Annotated in this window: 16 protein-coding genes; 8 read left to right on the top strand and 8 right to left on the bottom strand. The window is 67.4% G+C overall.

Annotation, left to right across the window (positions count from 1 at the left end; translation table 11 throughout):
* Positions 1-115: 115 nt before the first annotated feature.
* From ABIE24_RS04915 to ABIE24_RS04905, 3 genes are all read right to left on the bottom strand, one after another.
* Positions 116-1,699: an HNH endonuclease signature motif containing protein gene (locus ABIE24_RS04915; protein WP_354497378.1), complete on the bottom strand. Its 1,584-nt coding sequence runs from the start codon at positions 1,697-1,699 to the stop codon at positions 116-118.
* Between the two features lie 178 nt (positions 1,700-1,877).
* Positions 1,878-3,044, bottom strand: a complete 1,167-nt coding sequence (rhaI, locus tag ABIE24_RS04910) for an L-rhamnose isomerase (protein ID WP_354497376.1) — start codon at positions 3,042-3,044, stop codon at positions 1,878-1,880.
* Between the two features lie 4 nt (positions 3,045-3,048).
* Positions 3,049-3,444 carry an L-rhamnose mutarotase gene (locus ABIE24_RS04905; protein WP_354497374.1) on the bottom strand — a complete coding sequence of 132 codons (396 nt, stop codon included), beginning with the start codon at positions 3,442-3,444 and terminating at the stop codon, positions 3,049-3,051.
* A 182-nt stretch (positions 3,445-3,626) separates the two neighbouring features.
* Here ABIE24_RS04905 and ABIE24_RS04900 point away from each other — a divergent pair, with 182 nt between their 5' ends.
* From ABIE24_RS04900 to ABIE24_RS04885, 4 genes are read left to right on the top strand one after another with little or no spacing between them, the layout of a single operon-like run.
* On the top strand, positions 3,627-4,670 hold the full coding sequence (locus ABIE24_RS04900; protein WP_354497372.1) for a LacI family DNA-binding transcriptional regulator: 1,044 nt from the start codon (positions 3,627-3,629) through the stop codon (positions 4,668-4,670).
* Positions 4,671-4,717: 47 nt separating this feature from the next.
* Positions 4,718-6,379: a circularly permuted type 2 ATP-grasp protein gene (locus ABIE24_RS04895; RefSeq protein WP_354497370.1), complete on the top strand. Its 1,662-nt coding sequence runs from the start codon at positions 4,718-4,720 to the stop codon at positions 6,377-6,379.
* On the top strand, positions 6,373-7,302 hold the full coding sequence (locus ABIE24_RS04890; protein WP_354497368.1) for an alpha-E domain-containing protein: 930 nt from the start codon (positions 6,373-6,375) through the stop codon (positions 7,300-7,302). Before ABIE24_RS04895 ends, ABIE24_RS04890 begins: the two co-directional genes overlap by 7 nt.
* A complete protein-coding gene (locus ABIE24_RS04885; RefSeq protein ID WP_354497367.1) occupies positions 7,299-8,144 on the top strand; it encodes a transglutaminase family protein in 846 nt (281 codons plus the stop codon). Before ABIE24_RS04890 ends, ABIE24_RS04885 begins: the two co-directional genes overlap by 4 nt.
* 65 nt (positions 8,145-8,209) lie before the next feature.
* On the opposite strand, the gene ABIE24_RS04880 is transcribed toward ABIE24_RS04885, so the two are convergent.
* Positions 8,210-9,616 (bottom strand): MFS transporter, encoded by a 1,407-nt coding sequence (locus ABIE24_RS04880; protein WP_354498105.1) that lies wholly within the window; start codon positions 9,614-9,616, stop codon positions 8,210-8,212.
* 5 nt (positions 9,617-9,621) lie between these two features.
* Complete coding sequence (locus ABIE24_RS04875) at positions 9,622-10,047, bottom strand: MarR family winged helix-turn-helix transcriptional regulator (protein WP_354497366.1); 426 nt, start codon at positions 10,045-10,047, stop codon at positions 9,622-9,624.
* A gap of 107 nt (positions 10,048-10,154) precedes the next feature.
* On the opposite strand from ABIE24_RS04875, the gene ABIE24_RS04870 reads away from it, so the two are divergent.
* On the top strand, positions 10,155-11,030 hold the full coding sequence (locus ABIE24_RS04870; protein WP_354497364.1) for an alpha/beta hydrolase: 876 nt from the start codon (positions 10,155-10,157) through the stop codon (positions 11,028-11,030).
* A gap of 135 nt (positions 11,031-11,165) precedes the next feature.
* Here the strand turns inward: ABIE24_RS04870 and ABIE24_RS04865 are convergent, their stop codons facing one another.
* The gene (locus tag ABIE24_RS04865; protein ID WP_354497362.1) at positions 11,166-11,789 is read right to left on the bottom strand and encodes a histidine phosphatase family protein; all 624 of its coding nucleotides are present in this window, start codon (positions 11,787-11,789) and stop codon (positions 11,166-11,168) included.
* Between the two features lie 88 nt (positions 11,790-11,877).
* Between ABIE24_RS04865 and lplAB the strand changes: the two genes are divergently transcribed.
* The 3 genes from lplAB to ABIE24_RS04850 all read left to right on the top strand — a co-directional run bounded on the left by lplAB (position 11,878) and on the right by ABIE24_RS04850 (position 15,031).
* Complete coding sequence (lplAB, locus tag ABIE24_RS04860; RefSeq protein WP_354497361.1) at positions 11,878-12,927, top strand: lipoate-protein ligase LplAB; 1,050 nt, start codon at positions 11,878-11,880, stop codon at positions 12,925-12,927.
* A 167-nt stretch (positions 12,928-13,094) separates the two neighbouring features.
* Positions 13,095-14,108 (top strand): DNA-methyltransferase, encoded by a 1,014-nt coding sequence (locus ABIE24_RS04855; RefSeq protein ID WP_502916249.1) that lies wholly within the window; start codon positions 13,095-13,097, stop codon positions 14,106-14,108.
* The gene (locus ABIE24_RS04850; protein ID WP_354497359.1) at positions 14,105-15,031 is read left to right on the top strand and encodes an LLM class F420-dependent oxidoreductase; all 927 of its coding nucleotides are present in this window, start codon (positions 14,105-14,107) and stop codon (positions 15,029-15,031) included. Before ABIE24_RS04855 ends, ABIE24_RS04850 begins: the two co-directional genes overlap by 4 nt.
* A gap of 102 nt (positions 15,032-15,133) precedes the next feature.
* Here ABIE24_RS04850 and sufU read toward each other — a convergent pair whose 3' ends face one another.
* Together sufU and ABIE24_RS04840 are read right to left on the bottom strand one after the other, a co-directional pair.
* Positions 15,134-15,583 carry a Fe-S cluster assembly sulfur transfer protein SufU gene (gene sufU / locus ABIE24_RS04845; protein ID WP_354497358.1) on the bottom strand — a complete coding sequence of 150 codons (450 nt, stop codon included), beginning with the start codon at positions 15,581-15,583 and terminating at the stop codon, positions 15,134-15,136.
* Positions 15,580-16,893: a cysteine desulfurase gene (locus tag ABIE24_RS04840; protein ID WP_354497356.1), complete on the bottom strand. Its 1,314-nt coding sequence runs from the start codon at positions 16,891-16,893 to the stop codon at positions 15,580-15,582. The genes sufU and ABIE24_RS04840 overlap by 4 nt, the downstream gene beginning before the upstream one ends.
* Positions 16,894-17,090: the final 197 nt, after the last annotated feature.

The following is a 17,090-nucleotide window of genomic DNA, read 5'->3' as shown; positions in this document are numbered from 1 at the left end:
CTCTCCGTTCGCGTCCCGGCCTCCCATGCCCGCGGCGGCGCCTGTCGAACTTGAGTCCGCGGCGCCTGTCCGACGTGAGTCCGTCAGCGACTGTCGGCCGCGCGGGAGCCGCATCTCACTGAAAGTACGGCTTCCGCAGCAGCCAGTCCGGGATCGTGACCACCGGCCGGCCGTCGACCATCTCGACCGAGAACACACCGGTGTCGATCATGCGGTGGTGGAACCAGCAGTAGAGCGCGCCGTTGTCGGTATGAGTCTTGCCCTGCTCGTGATGTTCGATGATGTGGTGGGCCTCGCAGGCGGTGGCCGGGATCATGCAGCCGGGGATGCCGCAGGTCGGTCCGTCACGCGCGATCATGCCCATTCGCTGCGGTCGATTGAAACGCCGTTGTTCCGTGCCGAGGGCGACAAGTGCTCCGTCCGGATCGATCACCGCCGGAAGGACGGAGCCGTCGCACAGGATTTGCTTGATCGTCGAGTACGGAATCAGATCCGACACTCCCACGATCTCGCCGGTGCCTTTCTGTTTTTTGAGAACCTCGGCTGTGACGCGGACGACGACGGTCGGTGCCGCTCCCGAGACGGTGGGGACGTCGGTGGAGCGGGCAAGCGAGTCGATCATCGCGGCGAAGACGTCGGCGCGTATCTGCCCGGGAGTGCGGGTCTCCTTGGGAACCCGCTGATCTGATCCAGCTGGTCGCGTTGGGCCTGATCCGGCGTCGGCTACCGACTTCTCGGTGGATCCGCCCGTGATGGTCGCATCCCTGATGGTCGCATCCCTGGTGGCCGCATCCCTGGTGGCCGCATCCGTGAGTGTGGCATCCGTGACCGTGGCATCCGTGGTTGTGGCGTCGTTCGCGGCGTCGCTCCGATCGGCTTCTTCTTCGTCGGCGAGAAACCGTGGTGCTGAGCGAGGAGTGAGGATGGAGTTGAACAAGGCCTGCAGTTTCGCGCCGACATCGACCGTGACCTTGCCGCCGAATTTCACCAGGCCATTCACCGGGGTCCGGGAAACCCAGAAGTCGCGGTTCTGGAACGCCTTGTCGGCGCGGGGTTCGGTGCCGTCCTGGTCGAGACGATCACGCCACTGCCGCGCCTGGATGGCAATGAGGTCCGGTGGCATCGGTAGGCCTGCGTCATCACCGGATCCTGTGGCTTGGCCGACCAGAATCCGCTCGGCGACGGCGAGTTCTTCGACCTCTGCTCGGGGCGCAGCCACGGTGAGTTCACGGGTGATGACCTCGGCCGTCTCGACACCGATCAGCCCGGCCTTCATCGCCTCGCCCACGGCCGGAAACAGCGGCGGGAGCGGGAGACCTGAATCGGTGGCCCGGGGGGAGGTGCGCGAACCGACTCGCATGAGCCGCGCTGCCGTCGCCGCTGAGACGCCGGCGACCATTTCGATCAGGTGTGACGGTTGTGCGAAGTTCAGCCTCGCCGCGAGACCCTCGCTTCCGCGCACCGGATCCGAGCGGACCGCCACTTCGGCGCTCGCCGCCGACAGGATGGCCTCGACGCCGCGCCCCAACGCCGCGGTCTTCGCCAGCACGGTGAGCACCGTATCGCCGTCGAGCCGACTGAGGTAGTCGAGATCGAGCGTGTCGATCACCTCACCGAGGTGGGCCAGCACCCCGTCGAGCGCCTGCACTTCGCCGGGCACATCTGATGCCGGGCGGAGGGCGCTCACCGGAGGGTTCATGGCTCCAGGTCACCACCGGGTGTCGAGGTCAGCAACCGGCCGCACACGCTCGCCCCGCCAAGCACAACCGGTGCCGGGGTGGAGAGTGTGCGTGGCTGGTTCATGGTTTTAGTACACCACCGACCACTGACATTCGAGCGTCGTTGTGCCCCCGCCTCACAAAGCTGTGGATAACTGCTCAGGCACCCCAGCCGGCCTGGTGCCCGCCGACGCGTTCCTCGGCGATTTTCCGCTGGTAGCCGGATGCCGCGTACGCAGCCATCGGGTCGGCCGGAAGACCGCGTGACTCCCGCCACGCAGCCAGGTCCGAACGGACATCCGTGTAGAAGGCGTCCATCAGAATCGCGTTTGCGCCCAGCACGTCCCCAGCGTCCTGCGCGGCGGTCAGGGCGAGCCGGTCGACGAGCAGGGCCCGTGCGGTCATCTCCTGCACGTTGAGTACGCTTCGGATCTGACCGGGGATCTTGTCCTCGACGTTGTGGCACTGGTCGAGCATGAACGCGACCGGGCTGTCGGGTCCGTAGCCGCCACCTCGGACGACCTCGAAGAGAATGCGGAAGAGCTGGAACGGGTCTGCGGCACCGACGATGAGGTCGTCGTCGGCGTAGAACCGTGAGTTGAAGTCGAACGAGCCGAGCTTGCCGAGGCGCAGGAGCTGGGCGACGATGAACTCGATGTTGGTACCTGGGGCGTGGTGGCCGGTGTCGAGGCACACCAGAGCCTTCTCGCCGAGTGCTGTCACGTGGGCGTACGAGGTTCCCCAGTCGGGAACATCCATGTGATAGAACGCCGGCTCGAAGAACTTGTACTCCAGCACGAGCCGCTGGTCGTCGCCGATGCGGGCGTAGATCTGCTGCAGCGAATCGGCCAGTCGCTCCTGGCGCCCGCGGATGTCGCCCTGGCCGGGGTAGTTGGTGCCGTCGGCAAGCCAGATCTTGAGGTCACGCGAGCCCGTGGCATCCATCACGTCGATGCAGTCGAGGTGGTGGTCGATCGCCTGGCGTCGGACCGCGGCGTCGGTGTGGGTGAGGCTGCCGAACTTGTAGACGTCGTCCTGGAACGTGTTCGAGTTCACGGTGCCGAGGTCGACGCCGAGGTCTCTGGCGAAGTCGCGGAGCTCCGAGTAGTCGTCGACCTTGTCCCACGGGATGTGCAGGGCAACCGTCGGCGCGAGGCCGGTGAGCTTGTGCACCTGCGCCGCGTCGGTCAGTTTTTCCTGGATCGTGCGGGGTGTTCCGGGTGTGCCGAATACCTTGAAGCGGGTGCCCGAGTTTCCGAACGCCCAGGACGGAAGTTCGATGGCCTGCTGGGCCAGCTGGTCGGCGATGGAGTCGAAAGTCGTCATGGTGTCACTTCTCTGTGTCTCTTGGTCTGGTGGTGGTCGTTGCCTGGGAGGCGGATGCTGGCGGGCCGGTTCCCGGCAGTTGGTCCTCGAGGTGGAAGACCTCGGGGATGCGGGTGAATCCCTCGTCCGGCATGCCGTCGAGGTCCTCGAAGAACTCGGCCATCTCGTGCTGCCAGCGAGCGTTCACGTCGGTCGCTGCCATGCCCGCGCGGGCCGCTTCAAGCGATTCGGTTTCGAAGTAGCCGATGAGCAGCCCGTCCGGTCGCAGAAAGAGGGAGTAGTTGTTCCAGCCGGTCGCCGTGAGCGCCGCAGCCATCTCGGGCCAGATCGACCGATGGCGTTCGGTGTATTCGCCGATCCGACCCGGCTTCACCTGGAGTTGGAAGCACACGCGTTCCATCTCAAACCCGCCCTGTGCCGTGGCGAGGGTTTTTTTCGCGGAGCGACACTGCCGCCGTGAATCGTTTCAAAGGCATTCTTCGAATATAGGTGCCGGAGGCCTATGCGTCAAGATCCGCTCGCTGACACGTTTCAGATCCGTGGTTACCCTAGGCTGGCTCTCAGAGGGCGGGAGGGCCGGCAATGGCGTCGATGAGCGTGCGGGATGTCGCCAGGCACGCGGGCGTGTCCGTCGGAACGGTCTCCAACGTCCTGAACCGCCCTGACAAGGTGTCACCCGCGACCATCGAGCGGGTGCAGGCCGCGATCGAGACCCTCGGGTTCGTCCGTAACGACGCCGCCAGGCAACTCCGCGCCGGACGCAGCCGCAGCATCGGCATGATCGTGCTGGACGTCTCGAATCCCTTCTTCACCGACGTCGCGCGGGGCGCCGAGGACCGGGCTGCCGAAGAGCGGCTCACCCTTCTGCTTGGCAACAGCGATGAGGACGCGGACCGCGAGAAATCGTACCTGGACCTGTTCGAGGAGCAACGCGTCCATGGGGTGCTCCTCACCCCCGTGGGAGACGAAAGTGCTCGCCTCGAGCGCCTGCTGCGCCGCGGCATCCCGACGGTGCTCGTCGACCGCCAGACCGACGACGACCGGTTCTCCTCGGTATCGGTCGACGACGTCGCCGGCGGCTATCTGGCCGTGCGGCACCTGGTCGACACGGGCCGCCGCCGGATCGCCTTCGTCGGTGGTCCAGGCGGGCTGAAGCAGGTCGCCGACCGCCTCGCCGGCGCCCGCAAGGCCGTCGCCGAGACGCCCGGAACCGAACTCGAGGTGGTCGAAACCGAAGCGCTGACCGTCCTGCAGGGCCGGCACGTCGGCGAGGTGATCCTCGCACGCAGCCCCGAGGCCCGGCCGGATGCCGTCTTCGCCGCGAATGACCTGCTCGCCATGGGCGTGCTGCAGGCGCTGAGCATGCTCGGTTCCGCCCGTGTGCCCGAGGAGATCGCACTGATCGGTTACGACGACATCGACTTCGCGTCGGCGGCCGTCGTGCCGCTGTCGTCCGTCCGCCAGCCGAGCGCCCTGATCGGCCACACGGCCGTCGACCTGCTCGTTCGCGAGGCTGCCGCGCCTGACGGCTTCACCCACGAGCACGTCGTCTTTCAGCCGGAGCTCGTCGTCCGGGCATCCACAGCACCACCCCTGATCGCCGTTGACGGTACGGCGTCTTCCTGACCTGAAGGTGAAACATGCCCGCAACACGCCCCGGTTACGCTCGGCCCATGGCGGACCTCTTCGATGGCTACGGCGGCACCCTGGCACCACGGGTCAGCGCCACAGGCGAGGTCCCGTGGGACGAAATGTTCCAGGACCCGCCCGCGCCGGGGCATCCGGCTGAATCGCGTGACGCGTACCGGGAGATCTATGCCGGACTGGCACAGATGAGCCAGGATGACCTCCGCGGGCGTACGGAGGCACTCGCGAGCTCGTACCTCGCCCAGGGTGTCACCTTCGACTTCGCCGGCGAGGAGCGACCGTTCCCGCTCGACGCGGTTCCCCGTGTGATCCAGCAGGACGAGTGGACCGAAATCGAGGGCGGCATCAAGCAGAGGGTGCGAGCCCTCGAGGCCTTCCTGGCCGACGTGTACGGCAGGCAGAATGCGGTGCGCGACGGAGTGATTCCCGCCGCATTGATCAGCTCCTCGAGCCACTTCCACCGGCAGGCCGCCGGAATCGTCAGCGCGAACAACGTCCGCATCCAGGTCTCAGGCATCGACCTCATCCGCGACGGCGCCGGCAAGATGCGGGTACTCGAAGACAACGTGCGGGTGCCGAGCGGCGTGAGCTACGTCATCTCCAATCGTCGCGTGATGGCGCAGACCCTGCCCGAACTGTTCGTATCGATGCGGGTGCGCCCGGTCGGCGATTACCCCAACAAACTGCTGCAGGCATTGCGCGCCAGCGCACCGAACGGCATCGACGAGCCCAACGTGGTCGTGCTCACCCCGGGCGTCTACAACTCGGCGTACTTCGAGCACACCCTGCTCGCCCGGCTCATGGGCGTCGAGCTCGTCGAGGGGCGGGACCTGTTCTGCTCCGGCGGCAAGGTGTACATGCGCACCACCTTCGGACCGCAGCGCGTCGACGTCATCTACCGGCGGGTCGACGACGAGTTCCTCGACCCGCTGACTTTTCGCGCCGACTCGACCCTCGGCTCGCCGGGACTCATGCTCGCCGCCCGCCTCGGTAACGTCACCATCGCGAACGCGGTCGGCAACGGTGTCGCCGACGACAAGCTCGTCTACACCTACGTGCCGGATCTCATCCGGTACTACCTCAGCGAAGAGCCGATCCTGCCGAACGTCGACACCTGGCGCCTGGAGGATCCGGGAGCACTCGAGGAGGTCCTCGACCGGCTCGATGAACTCGTGGTGAAGCCCGTCGACGGGTCCGGCGGAAAGGGACTCGTCGTCGGACCGGATGCGTCGAAGAAAGAACTCGACGCTCTCGCGGCTCGGCTCCGCAAGGACCCGCGGGGCTGGATCGCGCAGCCCGTGGTCATGCTGTCCACCATCCCCACCTTGGTCGAGGACGGGATGCGCCCCCGGCACGCCGACCTGCGGCCGTTCGCAGTGAACGACGGCGAAGACGTCTGGGTTCTGCCCGGTGGCCTGACCCGGGTCGCACTGCCCGAGGGCCAGCTCGTCGTGAACTCCAGCCAGGGTGGCGGCTCCAAGGACACCTGGGTGGTCGGGCGGCGCGGGTCCACCGTTGGCCCTCACGACATCCAGGGGCTCGTCGCCGACCAGGCCACCGTCACTCAGGCGCTCCCGATCGTGTACGACGACCGGCATGAGCCCGAGCACTCGCCGCAGGATGAACCACACCGTCGCGGCGACCAGCACGAGCAACAGCAACAGCAGGCAGGAGACGCGACATGCTGAGCCGAATCGCAGAAAGCCTGTTCTGGATCGGCCGTTACATCGAACGCAGCGACGGCACCGCGCGCATCCTCGACGTGCACCTGCAACTCCTGCTCGAGGACCCGTGGATCGATGAGGACTCGGCCTGCCGTTCCCTCCTGAGCGTGATGGGGAGCGTCGCACCGGCAGAGGCGCGCCTGGAGCGACGCGACGTCCTGCAGCGGCTCGCCATGGACCGCTCAGAACCGGCGTCCATCGCCTATTCCCTCGCAGCGGCGCGCGAAAACGCCCGCCGTGCACGTGAGATCGTCTCGACCGAAGTGTGGGAGTGCCTCAACACGACGAGCGCCCGGATGCCGCGCCGGCTGCAGGGTGAGAAGGTGCACGAATTCTTCGGCTGGGTTCACGAGCGCGCGGCCCTCGCCGTCGGGATCTTCGACTCGGCGACGAGCCGCGACGAGGCCTGGCACTTCTTCACGCTCGGCCGCAACATCGAACGCGCCGACATGACCGCCCGGCTGCTCGCGACGCGGTCGCTCACCGAGGCATCCGGCCCCAGCTGGACCACCATTCTGCGGTCGTGCGGCGCCTACGAGGCGTACCTTCGCACCTATCGGGGAGTGCCGAGCTCGAAGAATGCGGCAGAGTTCCTCATTCTCGACCGCCTGTTCCCCCGCTCCATCCTGTTCGCCCTGAGCCAGGCGGAGGATTGCATGCGAGAACTTGAACCACACTCGAATCGCGCCGTCGTCGGCGGCAAGGCGCAACGCCTGCTCGGCCAGGCCCGCAGCACCCTCGAGTACACGCCGATCAGCGAGGTGCTCGACAACCTGCTCCCGCACATGGATGCCATCCAGCAGGTCACCCTCGACACCTCGGAGGCGATCCGGCAGCGGTTCTTCCCGACGCATGCCGAACCGAGCTGGATCGGGGGACACTCGTGAAAAGACTGCGCATCCACCACCGCACCGGCTTCAGCTATCAGGGCGAAGTCAACGCGTCGTACAACGAGGCGCGGATGCTGCCGTCGACCACGGACGGCCAGTTCGTGCTGTCGTCGCACATCGACATCCAGCCGCCTGCGTCCCAGCACGGCTACGTCGACTACTTCGGAACCCGGGTGACGTCGTTCGAGGTGCTCACGCCCCACACCGAGATGTCGCTCACCGCCTCCAGCCTCGTGGAGGTGCGCCCGCGGCAGCACCCCGACCATGCGATGACGTGGGAAGAACTGCGCCAGCAGGCCGGCCGGAGCATCGAGACCGTGGAGCAGCTCGCCCAGACCCCACGGTCGGATCCTCCTGACGATCTCGCCGCGCTCGCCCGTGAGATCGCGGATGCCCACGAGAACCCGTGCGACGCCGGCCTGGAGATCGCCGAGGAGGTCGGTCGGCAGGTCACCTACATGCAGGGAGTCACCGGCGTGAGGACCACTGCGGCAGACGCGTGGGCGAAGAAACAGGGCGTGTGCCAGGACATCACACACATCGCCATCGGAGCGCTCAGGTCTGTCGGCATCCCGGCCCGGTATGTGTCCGGCTACCTGCTGCCGAAGTCCGACGCCCAGATCGGTGAGACGATCACCGGGGAGTCCCACGCCTGGGTGGAGTGGAACTGTGGCACCTGGCGCGGCTACGACCCCACCAACCTCATCGACATCGAAGACCGGCACGTGCTCGTCGGGCGGGGACGTGACTACTCGGATGTGTCGCCGCTGCGCGGGGTGTACGCCGGCCCGTTCAGTTCACAACTCTTCGTGACGGTGCAGATCACGCGCGAATCCTGAGCCGGCGGCATCCGCAGGGCACCCGACCGTTCGCGCGGGTGTTTCGGCCCGGCGCGGGTGAAAAATCACCGGCGCGAAACCGGGTCGCCCGCGCTCGAGCGAATCTCGTCGGAGTCGTACGCCATGCGCGGCTTCTGCTTCGCCAGCGCCCGCAGCGAAATCGGGGACGTGAATGCGATCTGCTCCGAGAAGTCCTCGGGCACGAGCGACGACACCGGCAGCGGCTTGCCCGCGTGGGTGAGCACGAGGCGCCAGCGGAACTCGGGGTGCACGCGCACGCGCAGGCTCCGGGCGAGAACCGCCCAGGTCAGGGCGAACAGGCACGCGATCGCGGCGGCCACACCGGCGGCGGCGAGGGCCCACCGGGGGCCCCAGGCGTTGGCGATACCGCCGACGACCGGGGCGCCGAATGGTGTGCCGCCCATCAGAACAGCCATGTACAGCGCCATGACGCGGCCGCGCACCGCGGCATCCGTCGTCGTCTGCACGAAGGCGTTGGCGGTGGTCAGCATGGTGACGGTGGCGAACCCGATGACGATGAGGGCCGCGCCGAAAGTCCAGAACGTCGGCATGACGGATGCCACGAACGCGGCGACCGCGAACAGGCCGACGGCCGCGATGATGACACGCATGCGGGGCCGGTCGCGCCGGGCGGCCAGCAGGGCGCCGGTCAGCGAGCCGATCGCGAGAATGGAGGAGAGCAGGCCATAGTCGCCGGCGCCGCCCCCGAGCTCCACCGCCATCGTCGATGCGAAGATCGGAAAGTTCATACCGAACGCTCCCATGATGAAGACGATGACGAAGATCACCCCGAGGTCCGGGCGGGAGAGCACGTAACGGAAGCCCTGGACCAGCTGGCCGCGCTGGCGGGGTGCCCGCGGGCGCTTGCGCAGTTGCGCCGTTCGCAGTCTGGAGAGGGCGAGCAGCACGGCCAGGAAGGTGAAGGCGTTGACCAGGAACACCCAGCCGGAGCCGATCACAACGATGAGGAGTCCGGCGACGGCGGGGCCGATCATGCGTGCCAGGTTGAACGAGGCGGAGTTGAGCGCCACGGCGTTCGACATGTTGTGCTCGTCGACGAGGTCGGAGACGAAGGTCTGGCGCGCAGGATTGTCGAACGCGCTCACGATTCCGAGAAGGAGGGCGAAGAGGTAGAGGTGCCACAGTTCCGCATGGCCGAGGATGAGGAGCAGTCCGAGCCCGACGCCGAGCAGCATGAGCGAGGACTGCGTGATGAGCAGAATCCTGCGCCGGTCGAAGCGGTCGGCGATGAGGCCGGTGACCGGCACGAGCAGGAGTTGTGGCCCGAACTGCAGGGCCATGGTGATTCCGACCGCAACGGCGTCGTTCTCGGTCAGAACGGTGAGCACGACCCAGCTCTGGGTCGTCGTCTGCATCCAGGCGCCGATGTTCGACACGAGCGCGCCGATGAACCACAACCGGTAGTTGTAGCTCGACAGGGAACGGAACATTGCACTCACTGGGTGGCGATTCTCCTCATCAGGTCTGCGGCTTTCGCCAGGGTCTCCCGGTCGGCGGGGTCGAGGGTGCGCAACTGGCGGTGCAGCCAGGCGTCTCTCTTCTTGACGGTTTCCTTGACGATCGCCGTGCCGGCATCCGTCAGTTCGATGGTCACGCGGCGTTTGTCCGCGGCGTCGGCGACCCGGGTGAGGTAGCCCGATTCCTCGAGGCAGTTCACCGTGCGGTTCATCGACGGCGCAGAGACATGGTCACGTTCGGCCAGGCCGCTGAGGGTGTGGGGTCCGTGGGTGTACAGGCCGCCGAGCACCGAGAACTGGCCGTCGCTCAGGTCGTCGTCCGCGCGTTCGTTGCGAAGCCGGCGCGCAAGCCTGAAGGTGCCCATGCGCAGGTCTGCTGCCTGCTCTGCGATTGTCTTTGCCACGGAGGTCGAGTCTAACAGAATAGTTAGCAATGTTAAGCATCTGTTTAGCAAGGCTAATTAAGCAAGGTTACTGCCGTTCGGCGCGGCCGATTCACTACGCTGGGAAAATGGCCGAAGACGATCGAACCGGGGCGGATGCCACGACTCCCGAAACCCGGACCCTGACCGACGCGGGCGGGGTCACGATCTACTACTACGTGTGGCAGGCGGTCGACGCGAAGGCGGTCATCCACCTCAGTCACGGCGTCGGCGAGCACGCGCGCCGTTATACGGCGCTCGCCGCGGACCTCAACGCCGCCGGGTACACCGTCGTCGCCGACGACCACCGCGGCCACGGGCAGACCGGGCTTCACCACCTCGGGGTCGGAAAGCTCGGCGAGAAGACGACGAAGGCGGCGATGGCCGCCGTCCAGCTGGTGGGCGAACGGCTCCGGGCCGATGACCCCGACACCCCGCTCGTGCTCCTCGCCCACAGCTGGGGCTCGCTCATGGGGCAGAAGATCATCAACCGCACGAACATCTACGACGCCGTGGTGCTCAGCGGCTCGTCGCTCGCGGTGCCCGGCGTCATCGGCACAGGCAACTACAACAAGAAGTGGAAATCACCGACGGCCACCGGGCTGGAATGGCTCAGTCGCGACGAAGCTGTCTGGGCGGCGTTCACCGCCGACGAGCAGAACTTCGACATCGCGGTGACCCCGGCCTGGACGCCGGTGCAGGCGTTCGCGTTTCTCGGACGTCCCCCGCGGGCTATGCCCCGTGACATCCCGATGCTCATCCAGGGTGGCGCGGAAGACCCACTCGGCGGGACGCGCGGGCTGACGATGCTGCGGAACGCCTACGTGAAGCGGGCGAAGCTCAGCGATGTGACCCTGCGCATCTACCCGGAGTGCAGGCACGAGATCTACAGAGAGACCAATCGCGCCGAGATCATCGCCGACCTCGTGGAGTGGCTGGACCGGCACACGGCTGCCCGGGCCTGACACGTCGCGCGATCGAGTTGCCCCGACGTGCTGTCCGTGGGATCGAGTCGCCCGAAAGTGCTGTTCCTGCTCGCAGGGAACAACGTTTCGGGGCAGGTCGGCGCTGGACGTCCCAACGAGCGGATGCCGCCGGCCTCAGTACCGGTGCGCAGCGGCGTCGGCGGGAACGTTGAACGCATACAGCCGGGCGTGGCCGTCGGTGTACTCGAGAGTCGTGAGTGAACAGTTCTGCACCGCAGGCATGAGCTCCCGGTAGCGGTTGGGGTCGATCCCCAGCAGAGCGCACAGGGTGAGCCGCAGCGCGGTGCCGTGGCACGAGACGAGCACGCGGCCGTCCGGAAAGGCCGCCTCGATGCGGTCGAACGCCCGCAGGTAGCGGGTGATGCCGTCCAGTCCGCGCTCGCCGCCGGGCAGAACGGCCTCAGCCGGGCGTGCGACGAACGCGTCCACGGCATCCGCATGGTCGGGCCGCAGCTCGTCGAGCGTGCGGCCCTCTCCGACGCCGAAGGCGACTTCGCACAGGTCCGGGTCGGTTTCGACGATCTCGCCGAGCGCCCGCGCACTGGGCTCCGCGGTCAGCACCGCACGGCTCAGCGTCGACGAGTAGACCGCGTCCAGCCGCGCCTCGGCAGCCCACAGCGCCAGCGATTCCGCCTGGCGATAACCCGTCTCGGTGAGCCCGACATCGGCCATCCCGGCGTACCGGTGTTCTGCGTGCCACACGGTTTCGCCGTGCCTGGCCAGGAAGAGAGTCGTCATGGACCCATTCTGCTCCCGACGGCCTCCAGACCGCCCGGCTCCCCACCGCACTGATCCCGCCCCGCACGGCCGAGACTAGGCTGAACGCATGCATGGTGAGTACAAGGTCCCCGGCGGAAAACTCGTCGTGGTCGACCTCGACGTCGTCGACGGCCGGATCACGAACTTCAGGCTCGCCGGAGACTTCTTCCTCGAACCGGATTCAGCCCTCGACGACATCAACCGTGCGGTCAACGGGCTTCCGGCCGAAACGGATGCCTCGTCGCTGGCATCCGCGATCCGTCGCGCGCTTCCTGCCGATGCGACGCTGCTCGGTTTCAGCCCCGAGGCGGTCGGCACGGCGATCCGCCGGTCGCTCGCCGGAGCAGCGGACTGGAAGGATTTCGACTGGCAGTTGATCCACTCGGCGGCTGTTCCACCGCGCGTTCACCTGGCGCTGGACGAGGTCCTCACGGCCGAGGTCGGCGCGGGGCGCCGCGGTCCCACCCTGCGGATCTGGGAATGGGACGAGTCTGCCGTCGTGCTCGGCAGCTTCCAGTCGGTGAAGAACGAGGTCGACCTCGACCAGGCCGAGCAGAACGGTTTCGAGGTGGTCCGCCGGATCTCCGGCGGCGGGGCGATGCTCATGAAGAAGGGTCAGGTGATCACCTACTCGCTCTACGTGCCCGCCGAGCTCGTGCAGGGCATGACCTTCGCCGACAGCTACGCGTACCTCGACGACTGGGTCCTCATCGCACTGCAGTCCCTCGGCATCGACGCGAGTTACCAGCCGCTCAACGACATCACGAGTCCCGCGGGCAAGATCGGCGGCGCCGCCCAGAAACGCCTCGGAAACGGGGCGGTTCTGCATCACGTGACGATGAGCTACGACATGGACGGCGAGCTCATGGCGCGGGTGCTGCGCATCGGCCGGGAGAAGCTCAGCGACAAGGGGACGAAGTCGGCAGCCAAGCGCGTCGACCCACTGCGCAGTCAGACCGGGCTCAGCCGGGCGGAGATCATCGAGCGGATGAAGGACACGTTCATCAGCCTCACCGGGGCGGATCCGGGGAACATAACGCCCGAGGAATATGCCGCGGCAGAACTCCTCGCCGAGTCGAAGTTCGCCTCGGACACCTGGCTGAATCGGGTTCCGTGAGCGACGACCTGGCTCCCGACGAGAAGCTGCCGGCGGAGTTCACCCCCAAGGCGCGCAAGCGGAAGCGCCCGAGCGGCACCACCACCGGCGGCGCCCTCGGCGTGTTCGATGAGGTCTTCGCCCCCACCAGGCACGTGGCCCAGATCGAACGCGACCGCGAGACGCGGATCCCGGCGCCGGCGCCCATCCCCGGAGACGGGCTGGGCAGCATCCTCGACGGAACGATCTCGATCTCGATTCCGGTGGAAGTGGAGGTGCCGGTTGCCGCTCCCGCCGGCGACGTCTATTCCGGCACCGTCTACCCCGGCACCGTCTACCCTGGCACCGTCTACTTCGGCGACAACCTCGACATCCTCCCGACACTGCCCGACGAGTCGTTCACACTCATCTACATCGACCCGCCGTTCAACACCGGGCGGGAGCAGCAGCGCCACGAGACGAGCAGCGTCCGGGCGGAGCCCGGCTCCGGGGGCACCGTCGGTTTCAAGGGGCAGAGCTACGACCGCATCCGTGGCGCGCTGAAGCGCTACGACGACGCCTTCGACGACTACTGGGCGTTCCTCGAACCGCGGTTGCTCGAGGCGTGGCGGCTCCTGGCCGACGACGGCACCCTCTACCTGCACCTTGACTACCGTGAGGCCCACTACGCCAAGGTTCTCCTCGATGCGATCTTCGGGCGCAGTTCGTTCCTCAACGAACTCATCTGGGCATACGACTACGGCGCCAAGTCGAAGAGCCGGTGGCCCACAAAGCACGACACGATCCTCGTCTACGTGAAGAATCCGAAACGCTACTACTTCAACTCGGATGCTGTCGATCGCGAGCCCTACATGGCGCCCGGCCTGGTCACCCCCGAGAAGGCGGAGCGCGGCAAACTGCCGACCGACGTCTGGTGGCACACCATCGTCTCGCCGACCGGGAAGGAAAAGACCGGGTACCCGACCCAGAAACCGGTGGGCGTGCTCCGGCGGATCATCCAGGCATCCAGCCGTGAAGGCGACCGGGTGCTCGACTTCTTCGCCGGCAGCGGCACGACCGGCGCGGTGGCTGCCGCGCTGGGTCGTCAGTTCGTGCTCATCGACCAGAACCCCGAAGCGATCACCGTGATGCAGAAGCGGCTGGCCGGCATCCCCGTCGACTGGCACATCGACCCCCAACCCGAGGAGGCACCCCACCTGTGAAATTCCGAATCTTCACCGAGCCGCAGCAGGGCGCGAGCTACGACGACCTCCTCGCGGTCGCGCAGGCCTCTGAGCGGCTCGGGTTCGACGCGTTCTTCCGCAGCGACCACTACCTGCTGATGGGCGACCACTTCTCGGGACTTCCGGGACCGACCGACGCGTGGACGACGCTGGCCGGCCTTGCCCGCGAGACCACGAGCATCCGTCTCGGAACCCTCGTGACGAGTGTTACCTATCGTGCGCCCGGGATTCTTGCCATCCAGGTGGCCCAGGTCGACGCCATGTCGAACGGCCGGGTCGAACTCGGGCTCGGTACCGGGTGGTTCGAAGAAGAGCATGCCGCATACGGCATACCCTTCCCGCCGAAGCGATTCGGGATGCTCGAGGAACAACTGGAGATCGTCACCGGTCTGTTCGGCACACCGGTCGGCGACACCTATTCGTTCTCCGGCAGGCACTACACGCTCACCGACTCACCGGCGCTGCCGAAGCCGGTGCAGTCGCAGCTGCCCATCATCGTCGGTGGCGGAGGGGCCAGGCGCACGCCAGCCCTCGCCGCCCGATTCGCCACCGAGTTCAACCTCCCGTTCCTCCCGTTCGACGAGATCGCCGGGAAGTTCGCCGGGGTGCGTGCGGCCTGTGAGGCGATCGAGCGCGACCCGAACGAGCTGGTCTACTCGGCGGCGTTCGTGACGGCCGGCGGCGCGGACGAGGCGGAATACGTGCGGCGGGCGGCGGGGATCGGCCGCGAACCGGCGGAGTTGCGCGAGAACGGGCTTGCCGGGACGGCGTCGGAGATCGTGGACCGCCTCGGCGCGCTGCAGGACGACGGTGTCGAGACCGCGTACCTGCAGATTCTCGACCTCAGTGACCTCGACCACCTCGAGTTCCTCGCCGCTGAGGTCGTGCCGGCGCTCAGCTGAACGGCATCCGTTCGACGCTCAACAGGGCGCTGCCTTCGGAACCGGCCCAGTTGTCCTGTTGGGCGTGCGGCGGGGCCAGATTCTCCGGTTGAGCATGCACGCTCAGCGCTGGGCGTCGAGCTGCCCCAGGTCCGCCTCGAGGGCGACCCAGGCGAGCATCGCGCACTTCACTCGGGCGACGTACTTCGAGACGCCCTCGAGCACGATGGCGTCGCCGAGCAGCTCATCCTCGTCATCGACGCCGGCGCCGCGCGACTGCATCAGTTCCCGGAACAGGGCGATCCGCTCCCGTGCCTCGGCGAGCGTGAGACCCGGTGCCAGGTCATGAAGCAGCGACGCGGATGCCATCGAGATGGAACATCCGGCGCCCTCCCACGTCACCGAGCCGATCACCCCGTCGGCGAGATGCAGCTGCAGGGTGAGCTCGTCGCCGCAGGTGGGGTTGAGCTGGTGGCTTGACGCATCCGCGGTCGGAGCGAGCCCGAACCCGTGCTTCTCGCGCGAGTGGTCGAGGATCACCTGCTGGTACAGCCCAGCGAGGTCGCCGCTCATGAGGTCACCCCGAAGAAGGCGCGCACGGCGGCCATGCCTTCGATGACGGCATCCACGTCGCCGGTGGTGTTGTACAGGTAAGCGCTCGCGCGGGTCGACGCGGTCACCCCGAAGCGACGGTGCAGCGGCTGGGCGCAGTGGTGCCCAACGCGCACAGCGATGCCGCGGTCGTCGAGGAACTGGCCGACGTCATGCGCGTGCACACCGTCGACGTCGACACTCACGAGCCCGGCGCGGTGAATGCCGGCCGCCGGGCCGAGCACCCGCACGCCCGGGATCGCACTGAACCCGTCGACGAGGCGGGCGCCGAGCTCCGCCTCCCAGTCGCCGATCCGGTCCATGCCCACGGCCGAGAGGTAATCGACGGCGGCGGCGAGGGCGATCGCCTGCGACACCTTCTGGGTGCCGGCTTCGAAGCGCTGCGGAGCGGGCAGGTAACCGGATGCCTCGAGCGTCACGGTCGTGATCATCGATCCGCCGGTGAGGAAGGGAGGCAGCGCGTCGAGCAGTTCCGCCCGGCCGTAGAGCACACCGATCCCCGTGGGCGCGAGCATCTTGTGGCCCGAGAACACGGCGAAGTCGACGTCGAGCGCTTTCAGGTCGAGCGCCTTGTGCGGTGCCGACTGGCAGGCGTCGAGCACGACGAGCGCCCCGACGGCGTGGGCCAGGCGGACGAGGTCTTCGACCGGGTTGATCACGCCCGTGACGTTGGAGACATGGGTGAACGTGACCAGCTTCGTCCGGTCGGTGATCAGCCGCTCGGCCTCCTCCATCCGCAGGGTGCCGTCGTCGGCGACGGGGATGTGACGGAGAGTCGCGCCGGTGCGGGCGGCGAGTTCCTGCCAGGGCACGAGGTTGGCGTGGTGCTCGCCCTCGGTGGTGAGGATCTCGTCGCCTGCGCGCAGGACGAAGCGCGCGGCATCCGCCCCGCCTCGACCGATGCTCGCGTTCGACATGCCGTAGGCGACCAGGTTGAGGCCTTCGGTGGCGTTCGAGGTCCAGACGATTTCGTTCTCGCGCGCGCCGACGAAGCGGGCGACCGTGGCCCGGGCGTTTTCGAAGAGTTCGGTGGCGTTCGCCGCGAGGGTGTGGGCGCCGCGGTGCACGGCGGAGTTCTCGCGCTCGTAGAACGAGCGTTCAGCGTCGAGCACGCTCACCGGCTTCTGCGAGGTCGCGCCGGAGTCGAGGTAGACGAGGTCGTGTCCGTTGACCTGCTGCGCGAGGGCCGGAAAGTCGCGGCGCAGAAGCAGAACCTCGGCGTCGGCCAGCGGTGCGGCCAGCTCCGTTGTCGTTCCGGTCGGGTGGGGCATTGCACAACTCACGATCTGTTTTTCGGGGCACGGCGGGGAACGCCCAGGGACGTTCGCCCGTGTTTCGCGCCGGGTCCGGGCGTCCCCTTCTCTCAAGGGCCCGACGCCGCGGGGTATTCCTCTATTGTGCCTCTTGAGCCCCGCCCGGTGCTGACTATGTTGTGGTTTCGCGGCCACCGCACCCCTGCAAAGCCTGC

Source organism: Mycetocola sp. 2940 (genome assembly GCF_040548835.1).
Lineage (GTDB): Bacteria > Actinomycetota > Actinomycetes > Actinomycetales > Microbacteriaceae > Mycetocola_A.
The sequence above is the reverse complement of the archived record's forward strand: the minus strand, read 5'-3'. Positions and strand labels throughout refer to the sequence as shown.

Coding starts and splice junctions, on each gene's coding strand:
- ABIE24_RS04915 (WP_354497378.1), bottom strand. CDS start 1,699: ATGAACCCTCCGGTGAGCGCCCTCCGCCCGGCATCAGATGTGCCCGGC.
- rhaI (WP_354497376.1), bottom strand. CDS start 3,044: ATGACGACTTTCGACTCCATCGCCGACCAGCTGGCCCAGCAGGCCATC.
- ABIE24_RS04905 (WP_354497374.1), bottom strand. CDS start 3,444: ATGGAACGCGTGTGCTTCCAACTCCAGGTGAAGCCGGGTCGGATCGGC.
- ABIE24_RS04900 (WP_354497372.1), top strand. CDS start 3,627: ATGGCGTCGATGAGCGTGCGGGATGTCGCCAGGCACGCGGGCGTGTCC.
- ABIE24_RS04895 (WP_354497370.1), top strand. CDS start 4,718: ATGGCGGACCTCTTCGATGGCTACGGCGGCACCCTGGCACCACGGGTC.
- ABIE24_RS04890 (WP_354497368.1), top strand. CDS start 6,373: ATGCTGAGCCGAATCGCAGAAAGCCTGTTCTGGATCGGCCGTTACATC.
- ABIE24_RS04880 (WP_354498105.1), bottom strand. CDS start 9,616: ATGTTCCGTTCCCTGTCGAGCTACAACTACCGGTTGTGGTTCATCGGC.
- ABIE24_RS04870 (WP_354497364.1), top strand. CDS start 10,155: ATGGCCGAAGACGATCGAACCGGGGCGGATGCCACGACTCCCGAAACC.
- ABIE24_RS04865 (WP_354497362.1), bottom strand. CDS start 11,789: ATGACGACTCTCTTCCTGGCCAGGCACGGCGAAACCGTGTGGCACGCA.
- lplAB (WP_354497361.1), top strand. CDS start 11,878: ATGCATGGTGAGTACAAGGTCCCCGGCGGAAAACTCGTCGTGGTCGAC.
- sufU (WP_354497358.1), bottom strand. CDS start 15,583: ATGAGCGGCGACCTCGCTGGGCTGTACCAGCAGGTGATCCTCGACCAC.
- ABIE24_RS04840 (WP_354497356.1), bottom strand. CDS start 16,893: ATGCCCCACCCGACCGGAACGACAACGGAGCTGGCCGCACCGCTGGCC.